Origin of the sequence: Sphingomonas sp. Leaf28, from assembly GCF_001421685.1 — a bacterium.
In the GTDB taxonomy this organism is placed as follows: Bacteria; Pseudomonadota; Alphaproteobacteria; order Sphingomonadales; family Sphingomonadaceae; genus Sphingomonas; species Sphingomonas aurantiaca.
Genome location: NZ_LMKX01000001.1, coordinates 1,203,237 through 1,220,661, shown reverse-complemented (window position 1 = coordinate 1,220,661; position 17,425 = coordinate 1,203,237). Strand labels below are relative to the sequence as shown.

General features: G+C 68.4%; 18 protein-coding genes. 12 read left to right on the top strand and 6 right to left on the bottom strand.

The genetic code is table 11. From position 1 onward, the window contains the following. Positions 1-52: 52 nt before the first annotated feature. Genes ASE79_RS05615 through ASE79_RS05605 form a run of 3 tightly spaced genes read left to right on the top strand, consistent with a single transcriptional unit; the run spans position 53 to position 2,687 of the window. Positions 53-976, top strand: a complete 924-nt coding sequence (locus ASE79_RS05615) for a hypothetical protein (protein WP_056412777.1) — start codon at positions 53-55, stop codon at positions 974-976. Continuing rightward, positions 973-1,503 carry a DUF2141 domain-containing protein gene (locus ASE79_RS05610; protein WP_056412774.1) on the top strand — a complete coding sequence of 177 codons (531 nt, stop codon included), beginning with the start codon at positions 973-975 and terminating at the stop codon, positions 1,501-1,503. The genes ASE79_RS05615 and ASE79_RS05610 overlap by 4 nt, the downstream gene beginning before the upstream one ends. Beyond that, entirely contained in the window at positions 1,503-2,687 is a 1,185-nt protein-coding gene (locus ASE79_RS05605) for a glycosyltransferase (protein WP_056412771.1), read from the top strand. The genes ASE79_RS05610 and ASE79_RS05605 overlap by 1 nt, the downstream gene beginning before the upstream one ends. On the opposite strand, the gene ASE79_RS05600 is transcribed toward ASE79_RS05605, so the two are convergent. After that, on the bottom strand, positions 2,629-4,062 hold the full coding sequence (locus tag ASE79_RS05600) for a hypothetical protein (RefSeq protein WP_056412767.1): 1,434 nt from the start codon (positions 4,060-4,062) through the stop codon (positions 2,629-2,631). The two genes, ASE79_RS05605 and ASE79_RS05600, sit on opposite strands and share 59 nt — an antisense overlap. Positions 4,063-4,286: 224 nt before the next feature. Then, positions 4,287-5,027 (bottom strand): bifunctional 2-polyprenyl-6-hydroxyphenol methylase/3-demethylubiquinol 3-O-methyltransferase UbiG, encoded by a 741-nt coding sequence (gene ubiG, locus ASE79_RS05595; RefSeq protein ID WP_056412764.1) that lies wholly within the window; start codon positions 5,025-5,027, stop codon positions 4,287-4,289. A gap of 52 nt (positions 5,028-5,079) precedes the next feature. Between ubiG and ASE79_RS05590 the strand changes: the two genes are divergently transcribed. From ASE79_RS05590 to pal, 9 genes are all read left to right on the top strand, one after another. Next, positions 5,080-6,333, top strand: coding sequence for an aspartate kinase (locus ASE79_RS05590; RefSeq protein WP_056413474.1), 1,254 nt, complete (start codon positions 5,080-5,082; stop codon positions 6,331-6,333). A gap of 119 nt (positions 6,334-6,452) precedes the next feature. Continuing rightward, complete coding sequence (locus tag ASE79_RS05585; RefSeq protein ID WP_055882071.1) at positions 6,453-7,439, top strand: NAD(P)H-dependent flavin oxidoreductase; 987 nt, start codon at positions 6,453-6,455, stop codon at positions 7,437-7,439. A gap of 289 nt (positions 7,440-7,728) precedes the next feature. Next, positions 7,729-8,487, top strand: coding sequence for a hypothetical protein (locus ASE79_RS05580; protein ID WP_056412763.1), 759 nt, complete (start codon positions 7,729-7,731; stop codon positions 8,485-8,487). Positions 8,488-8,597: 110 nt separating this feature from the next. Next, positions 8,598-9,056 carry a YbgC/FadM family acyl-CoA thioesterase gene (locus ASE79_RS05575; RefSeq protein WP_056412758.1) on the top strand — a complete coding sequence of 153 codons (459 nt, stop codon included), beginning with the start codon at positions 8,598-8,600 and terminating at the stop codon, positions 9,054-9,056. Continuing rightward, a complete protein-coding gene (gene tolQ, locus ASE79_RS05570) occupies positions 9,053-9,745 on the top strand; it encodes a protein TolQ (protein ID WP_056412755.1) in 693 nt (230 codons plus the stop codon). Before ASE79_RS05575 ends, tolQ begins: the two co-directional genes overlap by 4 nt. A gap of 126 nt (positions 9,746-9,871) precedes the next feature. Further along, the gene (gene tolR, locus ASE79_RS05565) at positions 9,872-10,309 is read left to right on the top strand and encodes a protein TolR (protein WP_055882060.1); all 438 of its coding nucleotides are present in this window, start codon (positions 9,872-9,874) and stop codon (positions 10,307-10,309) included. A 13-nt stretch (positions 10,310-10,322) separates the two neighbouring features. Further along, complete coding sequence (locus tag ASE79_RS05560) at positions 10,323-11,396, top strand: hypothetical protein (protein WP_056412753.1); 1,074 nt, start codon at positions 10,323-10,325, stop codon at positions 11,394-11,396. A gap of 224 nt (positions 11,397-11,620) precedes the next feature. Beyond that, entirely contained in the window at positions 11,621-12,994 is a 1,374-nt protein-coding gene (gene tolB, locus ASE79_RS05555; RefSeq protein WP_416354504.1) for a Tol-Pal system beta propeller repeat protein TolB, read from the top strand. Between the two features lie 52 nt (positions 12,995-13,046). Further along, positions 13,047-13,574 (top strand): peptidoglycan-associated lipoprotein Pal, encoded by a 528-nt coding sequence (pal, locus tag ASE79_RS05550; protein WP_056412750.1) that lies wholly within the window; start codon positions 13,047-13,049, stop codon positions 13,572-13,574. Between the two features lie 164 nt (positions 13,575-13,738). Here the strand turns inward: pal and ASE79_RS05545 are convergent, their stop codons facing one another. The 4 genes from ASE79_RS05545 to ASE79_RS05530 all read right to left on the bottom strand — a co-directional run bounded on the left by ASE79_RS05545 (position 13,739) and on the right by ASE79_RS05530 (position 17,387). Continuing rightward, positions 13,739-14,602, bottom strand: coding sequence for a S1/P1 nuclease (locus tag ASE79_RS05545; protein ID WP_056412742.1), 864 nt, complete (start codon positions 14,600-14,602; stop codon positions 13,739-13,741). Further along, positions 14,599-15,519 carry an isoaspartyl peptidase/L-asparaginase family protein gene (locus ASE79_RS05540; RefSeq protein WP_056412740.1) on the bottom strand — a complete coding sequence of 307 codons (921 nt, stop codon included), beginning with the start codon at positions 15,517-15,519 and terminating at the stop codon, positions 14,599-14,601. Before ASE79_RS05540 ends, ASE79_RS05545 begins: the two co-directional genes overlap by 4 nt. Then, complete coding sequence (locus ASE79_RS05535; RefSeq protein ID WP_056412738.1) at positions 15,516-16,655, bottom strand: acyltransferase family protein; 1,140 nt, start codon at positions 16,653-16,655, stop codon at positions 15,516-15,518. The genes ASE79_RS05540 and ASE79_RS05535 overlap by 4 nt, the downstream gene beginning before the upstream one ends. A gap of 210 nt (positions 16,656-16,865) precedes the next feature. Beyond that, entirely contained in the window at positions 16,866-17,387 is a 522-nt protein-coding gene (locus ASE79_RS05530; RefSeq protein WP_056412735.1) for a DUF1993 domain-containing protein, read from the bottom strand. Positions 17,388-17,425: the final 38 nt, after the last annotated feature.

The window sequence follows — 17,425 nt, the reverse complement described above, 5'->3', positions numbered from 1 at the left end:
GTCGAAACGGCTTTAAGGGCAATGGCTTGAGGAACGACGAGTGAGTTCGCGCATGGCGAAGACAAGCGAGCCCGAGGGCTATGCGGAGATCGCGCGCGTCGGGCTCGAGCCGCTCAAGACGCTAAGCAGCCGCTGGCCCGCGATCATCGGTGCGCTGCTGACGGTGGCGATGATCGTCGGGCTGGGCCGCGAACTGCTCGGCCATGGCCTGGCCGGTCTGTCGCGCTCGGTCCCGCAGGATCCGCGTTTCTATCTGTGCTTCGGGCTGCTCTACATGTCGCCGCCGACCGGCGACTATGTGATCTTTCGCCGGTTGTGGGGCATCCCGCTTGGCGGCCTGGTCGCGCTGATCAAGAAGCGGATCGCGAACGAAGTCGTGTTCGGCTATTCGGGCGACGCGTATTTCTATGCCTGGGCGCGGGCCAAGGCGCGGATGGTAGCATCGCCGTTCGGCGCGGTGAAGGACGTCACGATCCTGTCGGCGATCGCCGGAAACGCGATCACGCTGCTGCTGGTGGCGATTGCGCTGCCGCTCGGCCGCCATCTGCTGACGCACGACCAGTTCCGGACGGTGCTCGGCTCGGCAGCAGTGACGCTGGCGATCTCGCTGCCGTTCCTGATCTTCTCGCGCCGCGTGTTCTCGCTGCCGCGCGCCAAGCTGTGGTGGGTGTTCGGGATCCACTGCATCCGGCTGCTGTGCGGATCGGTCCTGATCGCGTTCGCATGGCACTTTGCGCTGCCGGGCGTGCCGGTGGGGATGTGGCTGTTCCTCGCTGCCGGGCGGTTGCTCGTGTCGCGGCTGCCGCTGGTGCCGAACAAGGACCTGCTGTTCGCCAACGCTGCGATCCTGCTGATCGGGCAGGATCAGGCGTTGTCGGAGCTGATCGCGTTCACCGCCGCGCTGACGTTGGTGGTGCACGTCGCGCTAATCATCCTGTTCGGCATCCATGCCGCGCTCACGCGGTTGCGCGCATGATCCGCGGGTGTGTTGCGCTGGCCGCGATCGTCGGGCTGGCGGGATCGGCCGGGGCGCAGGTGCTCGGCAGCGATGCGGCCGCGTGCCGGCCCGGCGCCGCCATGGACGGGGGGCCGGCGATCGCGGTCGAGATCACCGGGCTGAAGGATCGCACCGGCGAACTGAAGCTCGAACTCTATCCCGGCACCGAAGCGGACTTCCTGAAGGGCGACCGCGTGCTGATCGCGGCGGGCAAGACGTTTCGCCGGGTGGTCGTGCCGACGCCGGCGACAGGGCCGATGACGATGTGCATCCGGGCACCGCGGCCGGGCCGCTATGCGCTGTTGCTGACGCATAATCGCGACGGGAAGAACAAGTTCAGTTTCTGGACCGACGGCGCCGGGTTTGCGAGCAACGTGAAGCTCGGCCGGTCGCGGCCCAAGGTGGAGCAGGCGCTGGTCGAGGTCGGCGCGGGGGTGACGACGGTGCGGATTACTGCGCAGTATCTGCGCGGGCTCGGCGGCTTTGGACCGATCGGACCGCACTGATGCGGATCGTCGACGTCAACGAGTTCTACTCGCCGACCGGGGGCGGCGTGCGGACCTATGTCGACCGGAAGATGGGGATCATGGCGGACATGGGCCATGAACTGATCGTCGTCGCGCCGGGCAGGGAGGACCGCGTCGAGGAGCGGCCGGGCGGCGGGCGGATCCTGTATCTGAAATCGCCGGGAATGCCGTTCGATCGCAATTACGGTCTGTTCTGGGACGAGCGCGCGATCCACCGCGTGCTCGACGATCTCGATCCCGACGTGGTCGAGTGCTGCTCGCCGTGGCGGCCGGCGTGGTTCGTCGGCGACTGGCAGGGGCGCGCGGTAAAGTCCTTCTTCATGCACAACGACAATATCGCGGCCTATGCGCAGCGCTGGTTCGCGGGTGTGGCGAGCCACGACCAGATCGAGCGCGGGTTCGGCTGGTACAGCCGGTACATGAGCCGCTTCCTCGAGAAATATGATGTCGTCGTGACCAACGGCCCGGCGCTCGAGAAGCGATTGCGCGCGCGCGGCGTCCGGATCGACGCGGCGATGCCGCTGGGGATCGAGCGCGGGCATTTCTCGCCCGAGCTGCGCGATCCGCGGTTGCGCGCGGCATTGCTGCGGCAATGCGGCTTGCCCGAGGAGGGGATGCTGTTGCTTGGGCTCGGGCGGCATCACGGCGAGAAGCGCTGGCCGCTGGTCGTCGATGCGGTGGCGCGGGCGGGGGCGACGCTGCCGGTCGGGCTGGTGCTGATCGGGACGGGCGCGCAGAGCAAGGCGATCGCGCGGCGGATCGGCGGATCGCCGCATATCCGGATGTTCGCGCCGGTCTATGATCGCGAGCGGCTTGCACGGATCATGGCGAGTTGCGATGCGCTGATCCATGGATCGGAGGCCGAGCCGTTCGGACTGGTCGCGTCAGAGGCGATGGCGTCGGGGTTGCCGCTGATCGTGCCCGATACGGGCGGGTGCGCGGAGGTGGCGGACCGTCATGCCAGCGAGCTGTACGCGGCGCGCGATGCGGAGAGCGCGGCGGCGGCGATCGGCCGTTTGTTCGCGCGCGACCGCATTTTGCTGCAGCGCGCGGCGGCGGTGGCGGCGCGACATGTCCGCAGCGACCGCGAGCATGCGGTCGAGCTCATGGACTATTACGCGGGACTGGTCGCGGCAAAGCAGGGCGTGCGACGTACAGCGTGAAGCGGGTGCCGGGTACCGGTAGCGCTTGGTATCCGCGGCGGATGGCATAGGCGGCGAGCAACGCGTCGATCCGGTCGTCGCCGCTGCTCCACGCGCCTTCGCCGCCGGTCAGGATCGCGCGCGGATCGCCGAGAAGACCGATTCGCGCGTGCGAGACGAGGTGGAGTTGGCGTTCCTGCCGGGCATCGAGCAGCGCCGTACTGCGAAAATAAAAGGGGCCGGGGGCAAAGCGCGGGTCGATCGCCGTGCCGGGGAGGAATTGCGGGGAGAGCGTCGCGACCGGGCCGGTGACGTGCGCGCGGTCCAGCGTCTCCCGCACCGCGGTGGCGGTCCGCAGCGCGTCGCGCATCGGGATGCCGCCGTTCGCCACGGCCTCGACGGTCGGCGCAAGACCGGCGCAGGCAAAGACGACAGCGGCGATCCGCATCGCCTTGCCGGGCGGGTGCGCGTGCCAGACCAGCGTCAGGCGCACGAACAAGGCGGGCAACATCGGCAGCAGATATTGGCGCCATGTCGGCACCGGTGCGAGCGCTGCGATCAGACCGGCGAGGATCAGCAGGTCGAGGATGAGGTGCCAGCGGTGGCGCCTGCCGGTGGTGGCGACGATCGCCAGCAACGCCGGGCCGAGCGCGAGGAACTTGAGCGTGTCGATGAGCTTCGCTGCGCTCGACAGTTTCCAGGGGTGGGCCTGATACCATTCGGTCGGCGCCTGGCCCGGAAAGCCGAGCACCCCGAACAGGAAGGCTTCGGGGGCCTGGAGGAACAACGCACCTGTGATTGCCGCGAAGGGGAGCGCGCCGAGCAGCGTCCACCAGGGGCGGCGGTTGGCGCGGAACAGAGTCCAGAGGCCGTAGGCGAGCGCGGGCAGCGCATAGGAGATCTTGGCGGCGGCGGCGGCGGCGAGCAGTGCGCCGATCCGCAGCGCGTCGCGGCGGCTGGCTTGCTCGCGCGCGGTTCTGAGGATGGCGGGGAGCGCGAGCGCGAGGCAGGCGGCGGGGAGCGCGTCGTTGCGCGCGGTGCCGATGCTGAAGAGCAGGATGTCGCAGGTGGCGAACAGCGCGGCGGCGATGGTGGCGGCGCGGGGGCCGGCGCCCCCGATTCGCGCGGCGCGGTGGACCGCGGCGATCGTGGCGAGCCCCAGCAGCGCGTTGGCGATGCGGAGCACCGGCCAGGTCCACGCGCCGGCGAGCAGCGCGAGCGGGGCGAAGAGGTAAGGCTGGAGCGGCGTCTGGAGGTAGGCGAAGTCGCGATAGGGGATGAAGCCGTGCGCGGTCAGCAGCGTGGCGGCGACATATTGGCTCTCGTCGTGATCGACGGGGCGGAGGAGCGCGAGGGCGACGAACAGGATCGCCAGCGCTGCGAGCGCCAGAACCATGTTCCCCCGCGAAGGCGGGGGCCCAGTCTGGGCACCCGCCTTCGCGGGTGAACAATGCGGAGCGGTGACGCTCATTACCCAGCCCTACTCCGGCGGAGGCCGGGGCCCAGTTGGGGGACGATCATGGTCAGGGATCTCGCTGCATTACCACGGCATTCCCAACTGGGCCCCGGCCTCCGCCGGGGTGGGGGCGAAAGTCGGGGTGGGGGCTGTTAGAGCAAGGGTCAGGCTTTTACCGCGGTCAGGAAGTAATCGAGGCTGGTCGAATCGCTCAGCGTGAACCCGGTCGCCGGCGAGAAGCTCAGGCCGCGCGTGTCCGTCACGCGGAGACCGGCGTCCTTCAGCAGTGCGGTCAGTTCCTCGGGCGTGAGGAACTTGTTCCAGTCGTGCGTGCCCTTGGGGATCGTGCCGGTGCCTTCCGCCAGCGTGATCATCGCGAGCCGCGACAAGGGCGTGCGGTTGGGCGTCGACAGGATGAGCAACCCGCCATCCGCCAGCACGCGAGCGAGGCCGCGGACGAAGCCCGCAGGATCGCTGACATGCTCGATCACTTCGAGGCTGGTGACGAGATCGAACTGCCCGACGAGCCCCTCGACGCCGCCCGCACGGTAATCGATCGCCAGACCGCTCTGCGCCGCATGGATCTCCGCCACCATGATATTCTCGGGCGCGGCGTCGATCCCCGTCACCGCGGCGCCGAGGCGGGCGAGCGGTTCGCACAGCAACCCCGCGCCGCAGCCGACGTCGAGCGCGGTCTTGCCCGCCAGCGGCGTGAAGGTCGCGCCGTCGCCACCCCAATGCGCGTCGACCTGCTCGCGGATATAGCGCAGCCGCGGCGGGTTGAGCTTGTGGAGCGGCGCGGACGAGCCCTTGGGGTCCCACCAGTCCTTTGCCATCGTGCCGAAATGCGCGGCCTCGCGCGGATCGATTGTTGCGCCGTTTACGGTGTCACTTGCCAGTATCATGCGCGCTACCTATCAGGGCCGCCGCTTCGACCCAAAGGGATTTGCGCAGTTCATGGCCCGTATCGTGATGAAATTCGGCGGCACGTCGATGGCCGGGATCGAGCGGATCCGCAACGTCGCCGCGCGCGTGAAGCGCGAAGTCGATGCCGGCAACCAGGTCGCGGTCGTCGTCTCGGCGATGGCGGGCGAGACCGACCGGCTGGTCGGCTTCTGCCGCGAGGCGTCGTCGCTGTACGATGCGAAGGAATATGACGTCGTCGTCTCGGCCGGCGAGCAGATCACGAGCGGGCTGCTTGCGATCGCGCTCCAGGCCGCGGGCTGCAAGGCGCGGTCGTGGCTCGGCTGGCAGCTGCCGATCAACACATCCGACGCGCACGGCTCGGCGCGGATCGGCGAGATCGATACCGCGGCGCTCGATGTCAGCCTTGCCGAGGGCGTCGTCGCGGTGATCCCGGGGTTCCAGGGCGTGGCGGATGGCCAGCGCGTCACCACGCTCGGGCGTGGCGGATCGGATACGTCCGCGGTCGCGATGGCGGCGGCGATGAAGGCCGATCGCTGCGACATCTATACCGATGTCGACGGCGTCTACACGACGGATCCGCGGATCGTGCCGCGCGCGCGGAAGCTCGGCAAGGTTACGTATGAGGAGATGCTGGAACTCGCCAGCGTCGGTGCCAAGGTGTTGCAGACCCGGTCTGTCGGCCTGGCGATGAAAGAAAATGTGCGCGTGCGCGTGCTGTCCTCGTTCGAGGACGGCGATACCAATGACGGACATCGTGGCACGTTGATCGTGGGCGAAGAGGAAATCGACGATATGGAACGCCAGCTCATCACCGGGATCGCGCACGACAAGAACGAGGCGAAGATCACGCTGACGCAGGTCAGCGATCGCCCCGGCTCGGTCGCGGCGATCTTCGCGCCGCTCGCGGACGGCGGGATCAACGTCGACATGATCGTGCAGAACGTCGCGCATTCGACCGGGTCGACCGACGTCACCTTCACCGTGCCCGCCGCGGACCTCGCGCGCTCGCTCGATATCCTCGACAAGGCGAAGGACGCGATCGGCTATGCGACGATCGTCCACGACACGCGCGTCGCCAAGGTCTCGGTGGTCGGTGTCGGCATGCGCAGCCATGCGGGCGTCGCCTCGACGATGTTCACGACGCTGGGCGAACGTGGGATCAACATCCAGGCGATCGCGACGTCGGAGATCAAGGTCAGCGTGCTGATCGAGGAGGATTACACCGAACTCGCGGTGCGCGTGCTGCACACCGCGTACGGTCTCGATGCGGAGGACGCGGCGTAAATCTCTCCCCTCCCGCTTGCGGGAGGGGTCGGGGGAGGGCTAGGCGGGTCGGATGACCGATATGTCCCCCCCCCGMCCCCTCCCGCACGGCGGGAGGGGAGCAGCGGCTCGCACGCCGCATGGCGCGCGGCGCGGAGTTCCTCGGATCGCAGGTCGCCATCCTCGGCGGCGCGATGTCGTGGGTGTCCGAGCGGCATCTCGTCTCGGCCATCTCGAACGCCGGCGGGTTCGGCGTGATCGCGTGCGGCGCGATGACGCCCGCGCTGCTCGATACCGAGATCGCCGCGACCAAGGCGCTGACCGACAAGCCGTTCGGCGTGAACCTGATCACGATGCACCCCGATCTGTTCGAGCTGATCGCGGTGTGCGCCAAGCACAAGGTGGGGCATGTCGTGCTCGCGGGTGGCCTGCCGCCCAAGGGCAGCATCGAGGCGATCAAGGAGACGGGCGCGAAACTGATCGCGTTCTCGCCCGCGCTGGCGCTCGCCAAGAAGCTGATCCGCAGCGGCGTCGACGCGCTGGTGATCGAGGGCATGGAAGCCGGCGGGCATATCGGCCCGGTCTCGACCAGCGTGCTCGCGCAGGAAATGCTGCCCGAGATCGCCGAGCAGGTGCCGGTGTTCGTGGCGGGCGGGATCGGCCGCGGCGAGGCGATCGCGGGCTATCTCGACATGGGCGCGGCGGGCGTCCAGCTCGGCACGCTGTTCGTGTGCGCGACCGAATCGATCGCGCATGCCAATTTCAAGAAGGCGTTCATCCGCGCCTCGGCACGCGATGCGATCGCCAGCGTCCAGATCGACGCGCGGCTTCCGGTGATCCCGGTCCGCGCGCTGAAGAATGCGTCGAGCGAGCTGTTCACCGCCAAGCAGCGCGAAGTCGCCGGCCATCTCGACGGCGGCCGCGTGGAAATGGCCGAGGCGCAGTTGCAGATCGAGCATTACTGGGCGGGCGCGCTGCGCCGCGCGGTGATCGACGGCGATGTCGAGCATGGCTCGGTGATGGCGGGCCAGTCGGTTGGCATGGTCAAGCGCGAGGAGCCGGTCGCGGACATCATCGCCGGGCTGATGGCGCAGGCTGCGGCGGCGCTGGAGGCGCGCGCGGCCTGACGACTCATCCTCCCCCGGCGGGGGAGGATCGGGGAATGCGTTCATTAAGCGGTCACCACCACCCCGGCGAAGGCCGGGGCCCAGTTGGGGGACGTCGCTGACTGAGGTTGCGCGCCGTTACTGCGACCTTTCCAACTGGGCCCCGGCCTCCGCCGGGGTGGGGCTGGTTGAGTGGCGCATCTCCAACCCCGCCCTCTCTCCACTCGCCGCAAACCGCGTACGGCTTACGCCTCGTTAACCTTGTGCGTGGCAAAGAGTGTCCGGTCGGGGGACGTTACGAGGTGTTGCGATGAGTCGTCGGTTTGCGTTGCTGTCCGTTACCGCGCTTGGCCTGCTGGCCGGCTGCGCCCAGAAGCCTCGGACCGTGGCGGCGGTCGCGCCGCCCGTCATCATGGTGCCCGTTCCCGTGCCGGTGATGCCCAAGGGCGCGTCGCCGACCATCGTCATTCCCGTTGCGCTCGCGGACGGAACCTATCCGACGCCGAATCGCAACCTGACGACCTCTGCCAAGGTCTGGCATCTGCGCGCAGCGCTGAACGTGGCCGCGCTCGCGTGTCGCGGGCCGCAGGAAGTGGTGATCGTCGCGGGCTATAACGCGCTGTTGTCGGCGCAGAAGCCGGTGCTCGCCAAGGCCGAGGCGACCTATGCCAGCGAATATAAGTCGGGCGGCGGCGACTGGCAGGATCGCTACGACGATTCGATGACGCGGCTGTACAACTTCTTCTCGCAATCGCCCGCGCGCGACGATTTCTGCACGGCGGCGAACACGGTTCTCGCGCAGAGCGCAGGCGTTTCGGCTGAGGCGCTGCCTGCCTTCGCCGCGCAGAACCTGCCCGTCCTCGAGCGGCCGTTCACCGATTTCTACCGTGCGGTCGATGCGTGGCGCGGTCGCGCCGTTCCGCGGCCGGTCCAGCCCGTGATGGCCGCGCGCCAATATGCGTCGAACACGCCGGTCCAGACGATCACGCAGGCGCGCCTCCAGCCGGTCTCGCAGCCGGTGCCCCCCGCGCAGCCCCGGCTGAAGCTCGACGCCAGCGTCTTCCAGTAAGTCGACGGAAATCCTCCCCCGCTTTCCGGGGAGGATAGTATCGCCCCGTATCGCGGCCATGTGCAGCAAAGCTTGGCTTCCCTGCAAAGACTGGGTTAACAGCCGCGGGAATGGCTGAGGTTTCAGATCGTCCGGCGGAAGGCCGCTTCGAAGGGCGCGAGCACCGCTTTCCGGTGCGCGTCTATTTCGAGGATACCGATCTGTCGGGCGCGGTCTATCACGCCAATTACCTGCGCTACATGGAGCGTGCGCGCTCGGACATGCTGCGGCTCGGCGGGATCGACCAGCGCGCGGCGTTCGAGGCGGGCGAAGGATCCTATGCGATCGCGAATCTGGCGATCCGCTATGCCGCACCGGCCCGGCTCGACGACGCGTTGATCGTCGTCTCGCGGATGACGCAGGTGCGTGCAGCCGGGGTCGCCATTCATCAAAGAGTCATGCGCGACGGGCTTGTCTTGGCCGAGGCGGAATTGGTGGCGGCATTGGTCGCCCCCAATGGCCGCCCGCGCCGCCAGCCGCGCGCCTGGATCGATATTTACGAACGCCTTGTCTGGCAGGGGGAAGCATGAATCCGGTGTTGACTATGGATAGCGCGACGCTGTCGCCGATCCACTTGTTCCTCCAGGCCGACTGGGTGGTGAAGGGCGTGATGATCGGGCTGCTGCTCGCCAGCATCTGGACCTGGGCGCTGATCGTCGCGTTCTGGCGGCGGATCGGCAAGACGCGCAAAGGCATGACCCGGTTCGAGCGCGATTTCTGGAAGGCCGAGGATATCGACGTCTTCTACAAGGCCGAGGGCGAGAGCGAGCTGCCGTCCGCGCGCGTGTTCGCGGCGGGCGTGACCGAATGGCGGCGCTCGACCGCGGGCGGCACGATCGACAAGAGCGGCACGCGCGAGCGGCTGGCGACCACGATGGGCGCCGCGGTCGCAGGCGAGATCGACAAGCTGTCGGACCGGCTGAACGTGCTCGCGACGGTCGGCTCGGTCGCGCCGTTCGTCGGGTTGTTCGGCACGGTATGGGGCATCATGCGCAGCTTCACCAGCATCGCCGCGGCGCAGAACACGTCGCTGGCGGTGGTGGCGCCGGGCATCGCGGAGGCGCTGTTCGCGACCGCGATCGGGCTGTTCGCGGCGATCCCCGCGGTGATCGCGTACAACCGGTTCAGCCACGGCATCAACCGGATCGAGGCCAGTCTCAACCGGTTCGCCGACGGCTTCCACACGACGCTGAGCCGCCAGCTGGACGGGTCGCGATGAGCGCCCGTCTTATTCCCCTTCCGCTTGCGGGAGGGGCTAGGGGAGGGGCTTCTGCTTCTTCCTCAGCGCGTGGCAATTGCGGCACTGCCCTCCCCCGACCCCTCCCGCGAGCGGGAGGGGAGTAGGATGGCGATGAACCTTCCTTCGTCGCGCGGGCGTGGGCGGCGCGCGCCGATGGCGGATATCAACGTCACGCCGCTGGTCGACGTGATGCTGGTGCTGCTGATCATCTTCATGGTGACCGCGCCGCTGATGACCGCGGGCGTGCCGGTGAACCTGCCCGACGCGCGCGCCAAGGCGCTCGACCAGGAGCAGAAGCCCGTCGAGATCTCGATGGACGAGACCGGCGCGCTGTTCATCGACAAGGACCAGGTGACCGACGACGCGCTGCCGATCCGGCTCGCATCGATCGCCGCCAGCCGCGCGGTCGGTGACGAGCCGCAGGTGCTGCTGCGCGCGGATCGGAAGCTCGATTACGGCCGCGTGATGCGCGTGATGGGTGAACTCAACCGCGCCGGGCTGAACCGGGTCGCGCTGGTGACCGTCGAGGGTAATCAGAACTGATGGCGCTCGGCTGATGGATCGCTCGGAGAAGATCGGCCTGGGCGTCGCGCTGGTGGGGCATGTCGTGCTGTTCGGCCTGTTGTCGGTCGGGTTTCTCGATGCGCCCGAACCGCCGAAGATCCAGCAGCAGCCGATCGACGTGAGTCTCGTCCCCGACGTCGCGCTCGAGGCGACCGCGCCGCAATCGACCGAAGCGCCCGCCCAGTCGATCGCGCCGGACGAGGGGGGGCCCGAGGATGCTGCGCCGCCGGCGCCAGAAGAGGCCGAGCCCGAGCCGCAGCCCGATCCGGTCCCGCCTGCGCCGCAGCCGAAGCCCGCGCCACCCAAGCCTGCACCCAAGCCGCAGCCGGCCCCGGAACCCGCGCCGAAACCGCAGCCCAAACCCAAGCCTGCGCCACCGAAGCCCGCTGCGAAGCCGGCGCCGGTCGCCAAGCCTGTCGTGAAGCCGCAGCCCAAGCCTACGAAAGCGCCGCCCACCAAGTCCGCGCCTGCAAAGGCTGCACCGGCGAAGGCTGCGCCGACCAAGTCCGCGGCCAAGCCGAGTGCCGCGCCGGCCAAGACGTCCGCCACGTCGGGCAAGACGGCGTCCGCATCGTCGGCCAAGCCCGCCAAGCCGTCCGCGACCAAGGGCAGCGGCTCGACCGCGGAGGCCAAGACGTCGCGGCCGCGCGGCTCGCGGCTCGGCGACAATTTCCTGAAGGGGCTGTCCGCCGATCCGTCGCCGAGCAAGTCGGAGGCGCCCAAGGCCGCCAAGCTCGGCGCGCAGGCGGCGGCCAATATCGGCTCGGCGATCCTGCGCCAGGTGCAGCCCTGCGCCAACCGCCAGGTCACGCCGGGGCCGGGCGCCGAGCGGATCCGCGTCACGATCAACCTGAAGCTCAACCGCGACGGCACGCTCAAGTCGCGGCCGACGATCAGCGGCCATGCCGGCGTCGACGACGACAACCGACGCTATGTCGACCGCGTCGACGATCTGGCGATCGCGACCTTTGTCGGGTGCTCGCCGCTGCGCGGTTTGCCCGACGACCTGTATGACGTGCAGAATGGCTGGAGCAATTTCAGCCTGCGCTACAAACTTCCCGGCTGAGGATGTCCGTTATGACTCGATTCGATCTGGGTTTTCGCCCTTCACGCACGGCGCTTCCCGTTGAGAAACCCCACCCCGGCGAAGGCCGGGGCCCAAACGGGAAGGCCGATGTAATGATGCGCAACGCGCCCTCAGCGGCGTCCCCCAATTGGGCCCCGGCCTTCGCCGGGGTGGGGGCTGTATTGGGCAGACGTAAGGCTCGATCGATCCTCGCCTCGGTCGGCTTGCTCGCGTTCGTGTCCGGCAGCGCCGCCTCCGCACAGGACGCACCCGCGCCGGCACCCCAGCAAGCCCCCGCTGACCCAGCCGCACCAGCCCCAGCCGGCGACCAGTCCGGCGGCCTCGTGGTCGACGTCACCGGCGGCATCTCCGCGCCGATGCCGATCGCGATTCCCGTGATGCCGACCGCCGCGGTCGTCTCGACGCCGGCGGGATCGACCGACGTGCTCGGCCGACAGCTCGCCGATATCGTCACCAACGATCTGCGCAATTCGGGGCTGTTCACACCGTTGTCGCCGGGCCAGCTGCGCCCGATCACCTTTCCCGAAGTCACCGCGCCGGGGTTCGATTATTGGGGCAGCACGGGCGCGCAGGCGCTGGTGCAGGGCTTCATCCGCGCGAATGGCGACGGCAATCTGACGGTCGGCTGCTATCTGTACGACGTGTCGTCCAAGGCCGAATTGACGCGGACCGGGTTCGTCGTGCCGCCGTCCGACTGGCGTCGCGCAGGCCATAAATGCGCCGACATGGTCTATACCCGGCTGACCGGAGAAGGCGCGTATTTCGACAGCCGCGTCGTCTATGTGTCCGAGACGGGGCCCAAGGGGCGCCGGATCAAGCGGCTCGCGATCATGGACCAGGACGGCGCCAACCACCGCTTCCTGACCAACGGGCAGTCGATCGTGCTGACGCCGCGGTTCGCGCCGAACCAGCAGTCGATCGTCTATATGAGCTATCTCAACAATCGCCCGGCGATCTATGTCTACGATATCGGCTCGGGTAAGCAGCGCCTCGTAGTGGCGAACGCCAACCTGACGTTCGCGCCGCGCTTCTCGCCCGATGGCCGCAACATCCTGTTCTCGATGGCGCAGGGCGGTAACACCGACGTGTACCGCGTGTCGTCGCAGGGCGGCACGCCGCAGCGGCTGACGAATTCGCCGGGGATCGATACCGGCGGCAGCTATTCGCCCGACGGTTCGAAGATCGTGTTCGAGAGCGATCGCTCGGGCGGGCAGCAGATCTACGTGATGAACGCGGACGGGTCGAACCAGCAGCGGATCAGCTTTGGCGGCGGGCGTTATGCGACCCCGGTGTGGAGCCCGCGCGGCGACCTCATCGCCTTCACCAAGCTCGGCGGCGGGTTCCGGATCGGGATCATGAGCCCCAGCGGCGGCGGCGAGAAGCTGCTGACCAACGACTGGCAGGACGAGGGGCCGAGCTGGTCTCCGAACGGGCGCGTGATCAACTTCTATCGCTCGGGGCGCGGCAGCGGCGGCAAGGCGGATCTCTGGTCGGTCGACCTGACGGGCGTCAACGAGCGCAAGATCCCGACGCCGCTCGACGGCTCGGATCCGGCTTGGGGCCCGCTGCGGCCCTAAACCTGCTATGGGGGCATAACGGGGAAACGTGATTTTCTACGGGAGACTATCTATGTCGAAGCTTTCCAACATCTTGCTCGCGTGCACCGCGCTGATCGCCGTGTCCGGCTGTGCCAAGAAGCGCCCCGCGGTGCTGCCGCCCGCACCGGTCGACAATAGCGGCTCGGTCGATCCCAATGCGGGGATGAACAATGGCAATGTCGGCGGTGCGATCGTGCCGGGGTCGGATGCCGACTTCCAGCGCTCGGTCAGCTCGAACACGGTGAACTTCGCGCTCGACATGTACGACATCGATCCGACCGCGCGCGCGATCCTCGACAGCCAGGCGCAGTGGCTGGCCAAGTTCCCGAACCAGCGGATCACGATCGAAGGCCATGCCGACGAGCGCGGCACGCGCGAATATAATCTCGCGCTCGGCGATCGCCGCGCGAACGCGACGAAGAACTATCTGGCGGCGCGCGGCGTGTCGTCGTCGCGGATGACGACGATCAGCTATGGCAAGGAGCGCCCGGTGGCGATGGGCTCGGACGACCAGAGCTGGGCGGCGAACCGCCGCGCGGTCACGGTGGTGCTGAACTGAGATTGCGTGTCCCTCTCCCCTCCGGGGAGAGGGAAGGAGGAGGCTAAGGCGACGGGAGGGTGAGGGGTTTTGGGATACGCGTCCCGAGCCTGACGCCCCTCACCCTCCCACGCGCAAGAGCACGCGGGCCCCTCCCTCTCCCCGGAGGGGAGAGGGTAAGTCGGTCAGCCCAGCGCCTTGTCGAGCAGTTTCGCTAGGCGGATCCCCCCGCGGCGGATCTCCTCGCGCGAGACGGGCACCATCTTCGCGATCGTCGCGTCATCCATTTCTACGCGCGCCGGCACCGTACCGCACGCGTCCCCGCCGAGCGCCGCCGCATAGGCGGTATGCGAGGCCGCCCAGCTCTCCCGGCTCCAGTCGGTGACCGTCCCCGCGCCGATCTTCGCGCGCTCGGCCGCCGGATAGCGCCGTACCAGCGAGGGCGGCGTCGAGATCGCGCGCTCGGCCAGCGGGCCGTCCCAGATCGAATGCAGGTTGAACCGCGCGGGGCCGTAGATACCGTAATCCGCCTTCACGTCGTTCCCGCCCTTGTCGTGACGATCGCCCGCATGAAGCGGCTGGTGAAGATCGCCGACGAAGTGGATCAGGAACGCCAACGCCTGGACGCGGTCCTTCGGCGCAGTGGCGCGATCGCGCAGCAGCGTCACGTCGCGGTCGATCTGCGCCGACACGCAGTCGCCGTCCTTGCACGCGGGCGTGAGGTCGAACGGCGCACAGACGTCGGCGTTCTGGTAGTGCCAGCTATACGCGAACCCGAACCGCGACTCGCCGTCGGCGGTTTTCAGCGGCTTGATGCAGTCCGCCCAGACGCTCGCCTGCTCGATCGTGCCCGCGGGGCATTCGGGCGTGTCGAGCAACGCCTGTTGCGCGAGCAGCCGGCGGATCGCGGCCTTGGTCTTCGGCGTGACGTTGGCATAGGCGATCTGCGCGACGGTCTGGTGGCCGTACTCCCAGAACGCGGTGGCGGGGGAGGCGAGGCCGGTAACGGCCAGCGCGGACGATGCCGCGGCGAGGATAAAGCGCTTCATGCCGGCTCGTTAGCGTAGATCGCGACGATCCGGCTACCCGCGGACGATGCCGTGCCGCGATACATGCCGACGGTGTTGAAGCCCCATGCCATGGCGCCGTCCGGCCCCGCGACGATCACCCCGCCGGTGCCGCCGAGCGCCTTCACTTCGGCCAGCACGGCGTCGGCGGCGACCTGCAGTGATTCGCCCGAAAGGCGGACGCGTGCGGCGATCTCATGGCCGACGCCGATGCGCAGGAAGAACTCGCCCGAGCCGGTGCACGAGACCGCGCAGGCGCGATCGTCCGCGAAGGTGCCCGCGCCGATCACGGGCGTATCGCCGATCCGGCCCCAGCGCTTGCCGGTGACGCCGCCGGTCGAGGTGGCGGCGGCGACATGGCCGTGCGTGTCGCACGCGACCGCGCCGACGGTGCCGTATTTCATGTCGACGTCGAACCCGCCGCCATCGGCCTGGAACTCGGCGAACTGGCGGCGGCGTTCTTCGGTCGCGAACCATTCGGCATCGGCTTGCGGCAATTCACGATCGCGCGAGAACGCATCCGCGCCCTTGCCGGCGAGGAAGACGTGGCGGCCGTCGTCGAGGATCGCACGGGCCAGGCCGACCGGATTGCGCGTGGCGGTGGCCGCCGCGACGGCCCCGGCGGCACGCGTGCGCCCGTCCATGATCGCGGCGTCGAGCTCGAGCGCGCCGTCATGCGTGAACACCGCGCCGCGCCCCGAGTTGAAGTGCGGATCGTCCTCCAGCACGCGGACCGCGGCCTCTACCGCGTCGAGCGCGCTGCCGCCGCCCGCGAGTACCGAGGACCCGGCGTCGAGTGCCCGGCCGAGCCCGGCGCGCGCGCCCTTATCCTGTTCAGGCGAGACCATCTCGCTGTCGAGTTTGCCGGCGCCGCCGTGGATAACGAGAGTCCAGGTCATGCTGAGTCTTTCGAGGGGAGGGCGCGCAGGCCGATGAGGGGACGGAGCGGCGCGATGCCGCGGCCGATCCGGTAGAAGGCGATGCAGCCGACGATCGTGGCGGCGAGCAGGCAGGCGAACTCCGCCCAGCCGGGCAATCCGGCGGGGAGCAGCGCGTACATGACGAGCACGATGATCGTCTGGTGGATCAGGTAGAACGGGAACACCGCCTCGGTCAGCACCGGGCGCCAGCGATGGTCGCGGTTCCAGTGGCGTTCGGCGATCCCGATCAGCGCGATGATCGCGCCCCATTGTTCGAGCGCGTGCGCGATACCGTAGGGCGTATAAACCCAGCGCGGCGTGACGACATCCGCCGGCCAGCGGAGCTCGACGCCGATGACGCAGAGATAGCCGATCACCGCGGCGATCGCGCCCGTCTTCCACCAGCGCCCGATCGCCGCCATCGCTGGCTCGGACCGCGCGAGGCCGAACCCGAACAGGAAGGCGGGGAAATAGGTGACATGCGCGATCCAGTCGCCCCACAGCGCCTGCGTCTCGCCGACCATGCGCAACCACCAGGCATGGACGAACACGAGCCAGGCGATCGGCACGACGAGCACCGCCCAGCCGCCGAAGATCCGGTCGAACGCGCGTTGCAGCGCATCGCCCCGCACGACCAGCACTGCGACCGTCAGCATCGTCGTGTAGACGCAGAGATAGACCACGAACCAAAGATGGTTCCAGGTCGGCAGCGACAGCCCGGCGAGCTTGCCGAAGCGGAAATAGTCGTGGGCCCAAAACGTCAGATAGCTGCCGGCATAGCCATGCTTGGTGACCAGCTCGACCCAGGGTTGCGGCGGCACGATCACCGCGATGCCGAACAGCAAGGGCACGAGCAGCCGGTAGCAGCGATTGGCGAAGAACGCGCCCGTGCCGCGCGACCGGTTCAGCAGCGCGCGGCTGGCATAGCCCGAGACGACGAACAGCAGCATCAGCCGCCACGCGTTGCTCGCCAGCATCGGCAGCCGCACCCAGTCCTCGACATGGAGCGACTTCACATGGAAGTTCCACGGCACGAAGACCATGCCGATATGGTAGAGGATCAGCAACGCGAACGCGCCGATCCGCAGCCAGTCCATGCCGTAATGCCGGGTCATCGCAGCGCCCTAGGGGGCGGGGGGCAGTGCCGCAAGCGCGGGACGGGTGAGGTGGTCTTTCTCCAATCCTCCCCTGCCAGGGTGAGGTGGCACCGAAGGTGACGGAGGGGGAGGACACGGAACATCCGTCATCGCTTACCTCCCCCTCCTTCTGGCAAGTGCCAGCCACCTCCCCCTGGCGGGGGAGGATCGTTTACGGGATTCGGCCGCTCACCCCTTCATGCGCGGCATGCCCATGAAGTCGCGCTTGCCGAGCGGTACGCCCTGCGCGCGCAGAATCGCGTACGCCGTCGTGGCGTGGAAATAGAAATTGGGCTGCGAGAACGACAGCAGGAAGTTCGCGCCGGTGAACGGCATCACGAACGTGCCGAATTCGAACTTCGTGTCGTTCTCCGCGAGCACGTCGAACGTCTCGCGGTCGATCGCCTCCAGCGTCGTGATCGCACCGCGCAGGAGCGTGTGGAGCCCGGCGAAATCGGTCGGCCAGGGGGACGTATCGGGCGAGAAGGTCCCGCAGCGGACGCCCTCGATCCCGCCGACCGAGTGGACCGCGCACGATTTCACCTGATAGCCGAACGGCAGCATGTCGTCGGCAAGCTTGGCGTTGATCAGCGCGTCGGGGGCGATGCCGCGCTCGGCGGCGAACGCCTCGGCCTTGTCGAGCAGCGCGTCGACCGCGCGAAGGATCTGCAGGTTCGACGGGATCGTCGCATCGTAGAGGGACAGTGTCATCGACGGAACTCCTGGCAGGACAAGGATGGGCGTGCGCA